This is a genomic window from Streptomyces sp. NPDC054887, assembly GCF_053610585.1.
Window position 1 is genome coordinate 76,078 of record NZ_JBSGYQ010000037.1, and the last position, 6,040, is coordinate 82,117.

Here is a 6,040-nt window from a genome sequence, read left to right on the forward strand (position 1 = left end):
GACCAGACTCCCAGCTTGCAGAAGGGCACGGCAGACACGATGGCACCGACGACGAAGGCCGGCGACGGCAGCGGCCTGGTGGAGATGGCCTGGGATCCGATTACTCGGATCGTGGGCAGCCTCGGCATCCACACGAAGATCGACTTCAAGCAGAAGCGGGTCGCCGAGTGCTACAGCACCTCGTCGGTCTTCCGGGGCTACAGCGTCTTCATGCGCGGAAAGGACCCCCGGGACGCGCACTTCATCACCAGCCGGATCTGCGGCATCTGCGGCGACAACCACGCCACCTGCTCGGTGTACGCCCAGAACATGGCGTACGGCGTGAAGCCACCGCACCTCGCCGAGTGGATCATCAACCTCGGTGAGTCCGCGGAGTACATGTTCGACCACAACATCTTCCAGGAGAACCTGGTCGGGGTCGACTACTGCGAGAAGATGGTCCGCGAGACCAACCCGGGCGTCCTGGAACTGGCCGAGCGCACCGAAGCGCCGCACGCCGGGGAACACGGCTACCGCACGATCGCGGACATCATGCGGTCGCTGAACCCCATCGAGGGGGAGTTCTACCGCGAGGCCCTCCAGGTGAGCCGCTACACGCGGGAGATGTTCTGCCTGATGGAGGGACGCCACGTGCACCCCTCCACGCTGTACCCGGGCGGCGTCGGCACCATCGCGTCCGTGCAGCTCTTCACCGACTACCTCAGCCGTCTGATGCGCTACGTCGAGTTCATGAAGCGCGTCGTCCCCCTGCACGACGACCTGTTCGACTTCTTCTACGAGGCCCTGCCCGGGTACGAGGAAGTGGGCAGGCGCCGCGTCCTGCTGGGCTGCTGGGGGGCGCTCAACGACCCGGAGTACTGCGACTTCACGTACGCCAACATGACCGACTGGGGACGTAAGATGTTCGTCACCCCGGGCATCATCGTTGACGGAAATCTGGTCACCAACGACCTCACCGAGATCAACCTCGGCATCCGGATCCTGCTGGGCAGTTCGTACTACGAGGACTGGCAGGGCCAGGAGCAGTTCGTCACCCACGACCCGCTCGGCAACCCGGTCGACCCGCGCCACCCGTGGAACCAGCACACCATCCCCGCGCCCCAGAAGCGGGACTTCAACGGCAACTACAGCTGGGTGATGTCGCCCCGGTGGTTCGACGGCAAGGACTACCTCGCCCTCGACACCGGCGGCGGCCCCATCGCCCGCCTGTGGTCGACCGCGCTGTCCGGGCTCGTCGACACCGGTTACGTGAAGTCCACCGGCCACAGCGTGGTCATCAACCTGCCGCGCACGATGACCAAGCCCGAGACCACCTTCGAGTGGAACATCCCGCGCTGGAGCAACGCCCTGGAGCGCAACCGCGCCCGTACCTACTTCCAGGCGTACACCGCCGCGATCGCGCTGCACTTCGCCGAGAAGGGGCTGGAGGAGGTACGCGCCGGCCGCACCCAGACCTGGGAGAAGTTCGAGGTTCCGGACCAGGCCGTCGGAGTCGGCTTCACCGAGGCCGTACGCGGCGTCCTCTCCCACCACATGGTCATCCGCGACGGCAAGATCGCCAACTACCACCCGTACCCGCCCACACCGTGGAACGCGAGCACCCGCGACACCTACGGCACACCGGGCCCCTACGAGGACGCCGTACAGAACACACCGATCTTCGAGGAGAACACCCCGGAGAACTTCAAGGGCATCGACATCATGCGCGCCGTGCGCAGCTTCGACCCGTGCCTGCCATGCGGCGTCCACATGTACGTCGGCGAGGGCAAGACCGTGCAGAAGATGCACATGCCCACCGGCCTGAGCGGGCTCGGCGGATGAGCGGCCGGGAGGGCGTGAAGACGGCGCCCGCGGTGAACGCGGAGCAGGCCGGGCGCCGCGTCGAGGAAGTGATCGACCGGTTGGCCGCCACCGGGGACGGGACCGCCGGTGCGGCGGCCGAGGAACTGGTCCGGTCGCTGATGGACTTCTACGGCGCCGGCCTGGCCCGCGTCATGGCCCTGCTCGACGGCCGGGCCGCCACCAGCGCCGACACCGCCGGCAGCGGCGACGGAGCACTGGCCCGGCTCCTCGGGGACGAACTCGTCGCCAGCCTGCTGGTCCTGCACGACCTCCACCCGGAGGACACCGCCACCCGCATCGCGCGGGCGCTGGCGAGCGTGCCGCAGCACGCGGTGGAGGTCGCCGACTTCGACGACGCCACCGGGGCCCTGCGCCTGCGGTCGTCCGGCGGCTCGGGCTGCGGCTGCGCCGCCACCGCGGGCTCGGCCCAGCAGGCCGTCGAGGACGCCCTCGCCTGCTTCGCCCCCGAGGTGAAGACCGTGGAGATCCAGCCGCCCGCCGACGCCGGCGAACCGGTCCTGCTCCAGATCGGGTCGGCGCCCCTGGGCGGGCCCGGCACGGCGGGACCGGGAACGCGGGCGGACGCGGTCGCGCGACCGGCCGCGGCGAAGGCGCCGTGAGCGCGCACCCGGTCCGTCCGCGGCCCGCCGGCCGGCCGGCGGGCGTGCGCGGCCTTCGCCGGTTCGTGAGCGAGCGTCCGCCCCAGGAGGAGCGGTGCGAACTGTGCGGGGTGGTGGTGGCCGAAGACGCCCACCGCCACCTGGTGGACACCGAGAAGCGGTCTCTGGCCTGCGCCTGCACTCCGTGCGCCTTCCTGTTCGAGCGGCCGGGCGCGGCGGGCGGCCGCTTCCGCGCCGTTCCCTCCCGCTACCTGGCCGACCCGGACCACCGCCTGGACGACGGCGCGTGGGAACTCTTGCAGATCCCGGTCGGCGTCGCCTTCTTCTTCCGCAACGCGGCGCTCGACCGGCTGGCGGCGTTCTACCCGAGCCCGGCGGGTGCGACCGAGAGCGAACTCGACCCCTCGGTCTGGCCGGCGATTCTCGACAGCAGCCGGCTGGCCGCGCTGCTCGAACCCGACGTGGAGGCGCTGCTGGTGCGCCGGTCGGACGGGCGGTCCGAGTGCTACCTCGTCCCCATCGACATGTGCTACGAACTGGTGGGCCGCATGCGCCTGTTGTGGCAGGGCTTCGACGGCGGGGCCGAGGCCCGCGCCGACCTGGACGCGTTCTTCACGACCGTCGCCCAGCGCGCGCGGACGGTCCGTGAGGGGGATCGGCCGTGACGGAGTTCGCGTTCACCTGCACCGGCGTTCGGTCCGATCCGTACGCCGCCGGTCCGACGCTCGTCTTCCGGCTGCGCGTCACCGCTTCCGGGGGCGCCCGGGTGCACGCCCTCGCCCTGCGTTGCCAAATCCGGATCGAACCGGCCCGGCGTGGCTACGAAGCCGCGGAGGCCGACGGGCTGAAGGACCTCTTCGGCGAGCGATCGCGGTGGGGCAGCACGCTCCAGCCGGTGCAGTTCGCCCAGGTCTCCCTCATGGTGCCCGGCTTCACCGGCGAGACGGAGACCGACCTCGTCGTGCCCTGCACGTACGACACCGACATCGCCTCCACCCGGTACTTCGGCGCCCTCACCGGCGGTGAGGTGCCTCTGCTGATGCTCTTCTCGGGCACGGCGTTCACCGGAGCGGGCGGTTTCCACGTCGAGCCTGTGCCCTGGGACCGTGAGGCGGTCTTCCGGATGCCCGTCGCGGCCTGGCGGGAGATGGTCGAGCAGCACTTCCCCGGCTGCGGCTGGATCCGGCTGCCCCGCGACACCATGGACGCCCTGCTGGACTTCCGCTCCCGGCGAGGTCTCGCCTCCTGGGAGTCCACCCTCCGGGCCCTGCTCGCCGAGGCGGGCGCACCGGATCCGCCGCGGCCCGCGGGCGCCCTGAGCGGCGCGGCGTCGCCCAGCGCCACCGGAAGGACGGTTCCGTGACCGTGACCACGTTCGCCGAAGGGACCGAGGCCCGGTTCGCCGTCGCCCGGCAGGTGGCCGACGCCGTGCTCTTCGAGGGGTATGTGCTGTACCCCTACCGGGCCTCGGCGTCCAAGAACCGGCTGCGCTGGCAGTTCGGGGTACTCGTACCGCCGGGCTGGGGCGCCGAGTCCGAGGAGCACGACTTCCAGCACACCGAATGCCTGATGGAACCGAAGGCGGGCGCCACGCTCGCCCTCGAACTGCGTTTCCTGCATGCCCAGCGGCGGACCGTACAGCGCTGCCGCTCCGACGGCGGTTTCGAGGACGTACCGGAACTTCACCTGGAGGACCGGGTCCTGGTCCCTTGGGACGAGGGCAAGGAGGAACGCGTCGAAGTGGTCGTCCCGGTGGACGAGCTGACCGGGGACGGGGTCACGGTGCCCTTCACCCGCCCCGCACGTGAGGAGAGCGAACCCGTCCTCGACACGGCCGGCCGGCCGCTCGGCCGCTTGGTCCGCAGGTGCGAGGAGATCAGCGGCGCTGTACGGCTGTCCACCCGCGAACTCGACGGCCCCTACCGGGTGATGAGGCTGACGGCGATCGTGGAGAACTCCGCCCCCTGGTCCCCGCCGGACGACGGGACCGCCGACCGCGACGCGGCGCTCCCGCGCTCGCTGGTCGCCGCGCACGTCCTGATGTGCCTCAGCGCCGGGTCGTTCCTGTCGATGACCGACCCGCCCGAGTGGGCCAAGGGCCTGGTGGCGTCCTGCCGCAACCTGCACACCTGGCCGGTGCTCGCCGGCGAACCCGGGCGCGCGGACCTCGTGCTGTCCTCGCCGATCATTCTGGAGGACCACCCCGCCATCGCACCGGAGAGCCCCGGCGCGCTGTACGACGCCACGGAGATCGACGAGATCCTCGCGCTGCGCACAGCGGCCCTCACCGACGACGAGAAGCGGCAGGCGCGCGGCACCGACGAGCGGGCAGCCGCCGTCATCGACCTGGCCGACTCCATGCCGCCCGAGGTGCTGGAGCGACTGCACGGCGCGGTCCGCAGCCTCCGGGACGTGACCGGACCCGAGCCCTCGCCGGCGCTGTCCAAACCCTTGCAGGCCGCCCCGGCCATGGCCGACCCGTACGGTGTGGAACCGCCGGAAACCCCGTGGTGGGACCCGGCGAGCGACGCCGGGTTCGACCCGGCACACGACCGGGTCGTGGTCGACGGCCGGTCGCTGGGCGCCGGAAGCAGGGTGCTGCTGCGGCCGGGCCTGCGGCGCACCGACGCGCAGGACCTGTTCCTCCAGGGCCGCAGCGCCCGCGTCGAAGCGGTGCTGCACGACGTGGACGGCCAGGTGCATTTGGCCGTGACCGTCGAGGGCGACCCGGGCGCGGACATCCGCCGCGAACAGGGCCGGTTCCTGTACTTCCAGCCCGACGAGGTCAGCCCGCTGGAGGACGCGTGAACACCACGGGCCCGGACAGGGGCCGGGTCCTGGTGGCCGGTGTCGGGAACATCTTCCTCAGCGACGACGGTTTCGGCGTCGAGACGGTCCGCCGGCTCGCCGCCCTGCCGCTGCCCGGCCACGTCGAGGCTGTGGACATCGGCGTACGCGGCGTCCACCTCGCGTACCAGCTCCTCGACGGGTACGACACGCTCGTCCTGGTCGACGCGACCCTACGCGGCGGTGCACCGGGCACCGTGTACCTGATCGAGCCCTCAGGCCCCGGCGACGACGAGCGGCAGAGCCCCGTGCTCGATGGTCACCGGATGTCACCCGACGCGGTTCTTGCCCTGCTCGGCACGCTCTGCGCCGGGACCGGGGCGAGCCCTCCGTGCCGCACGCTGGTCGTGGGGTGCGAACCGGCGTCCGTCGATGAGGGCATCGGCCTCAGCCCGCCGGTGGCCGCCGCCGTGCCGGAGGCTGTACGGCTCATCAGAGACCTGCTGCGGGACGGCGACCAGGAGGCGCCCGCTCCGCGGGCCACGGCCGACGGGGCCGCGACATGAGGAGACCAGCATGAAGAAGACCATCATCCTTGGCGCCGTCGGAGCCTCCGCGCTGGCTGCTCTGGCCAGGCTGGCCCTGCCCGACCTCCAGAGGTACTTGCGTATCCGCAAGATGTGACGCGCACCCGGCGCCCCGGTTGCGTCGAACGGCGTACGCGTGCCGCCCCGTCGGCGTGCCGCTCTGCCGGTCGCCTCCGGCCCGGCCTGTAATGGGCCGGGCAGGCC

The 6,040-nt window shown here is 71.5% G+C and carries 7 protein-coding genes; all 7 read left to right on the forward strand.

The features are described 5' to 3' along the window. The first annotated feature begins 39 nt into the window (after nucleotides 1-39). From ACWGH0_RS21515 to ACWGH0_RS21545, 7 genes are read left to right on the forward strand one after another with little or no spacing between them, the layout of a single operon-like run. On the forward strand, nucleotides 40-1,821 hold the full coding sequence (locus ACWGH0_RS21515; RefSeq protein ID WP_453405807.1) for a nickel-dependent hydrogenase large subunit: 1,782 nt from the start codon (nucleotides 40-42) through the stop codon (nucleotides 1,819-1,821). Beyond that, entirely contained in the window at nucleotides 1,818-2,462 is a 645-nt protein-coding gene (locus tag ACWGH0_RS21520) for a hypothetical protein (protein WP_453405799.1), read from the forward strand. The genes ACWGH0_RS21515 and ACWGH0_RS21520 overlap by 4 nt, the downstream gene beginning before the upstream one ends. Beyond that, nucleotides 2,459-3,127 carry a DUF5947 family protein gene (locus ACWGH0_RS21525; RefSeq protein ID WP_453405800.1) on the forward strand — a complete coding sequence of 223 codons (669 nt, stop codon included), beginning with the start codon at nucleotides 2,459-2,461 and terminating at the stop codon, nucleotides 3,125-3,127. Before ACWGH0_RS21520 ends, ACWGH0_RS21525 begins: the two co-directional genes overlap by 4 nt. Further along, on the forward strand, nucleotides 3,124-3,825 hold the full coding sequence (locus tag ACWGH0_RS21530) for a DUF6084 family protein (protein ID WP_453405801.1): 702 nt from the start codon (nucleotides 3,124-3,126) through the stop codon (nucleotides 3,823-3,825). Before ACWGH0_RS21525 ends, ACWGH0_RS21530 begins: the two co-directional genes overlap by 4 nt. Next, complete coding sequence (locus ACWGH0_RS21535) at nucleotides 3,822-5,270, forward strand: hypothetical protein (RefSeq protein WP_453405802.1); 1,449 nt, start codon at nucleotides 3,822-3,824, stop codon at nucleotides 5,268-5,270. Before ACWGH0_RS21530 ends, ACWGH0_RS21535 begins: the two co-directional genes overlap by 4 nt. Beyond that, on the forward strand, nucleotides 5,267-5,815 hold the full coding sequence (locus tag ACWGH0_RS21540) for a hydrogenase maturation protease (RefSeq protein WP_453405803.1): 549 nt from the start codon (nucleotides 5,267-5,269) through the stop codon (nucleotides 5,813-5,815). The genes ACWGH0_RS21535 and ACWGH0_RS21540 overlap by 4 nt, the downstream gene beginning before the upstream one ends. A 10-nt stretch (nucleotides 5,816-5,825) precedes the next feature. Then, the gene (locus ACWGH0_RS21545) at nucleotides 5,826-5,933 is read left to right on the forward strand and encodes a DUF6893 family small protein (RefSeq protein ID WP_453405804.1); all 108 of its coding nucleotides are present in this window, start codon (nucleotides 5,826-5,828) and stop codon (nucleotides 5,931-5,933) included. Nucleotides 5,934-6,040: the final 107 nt, after the last annotated feature.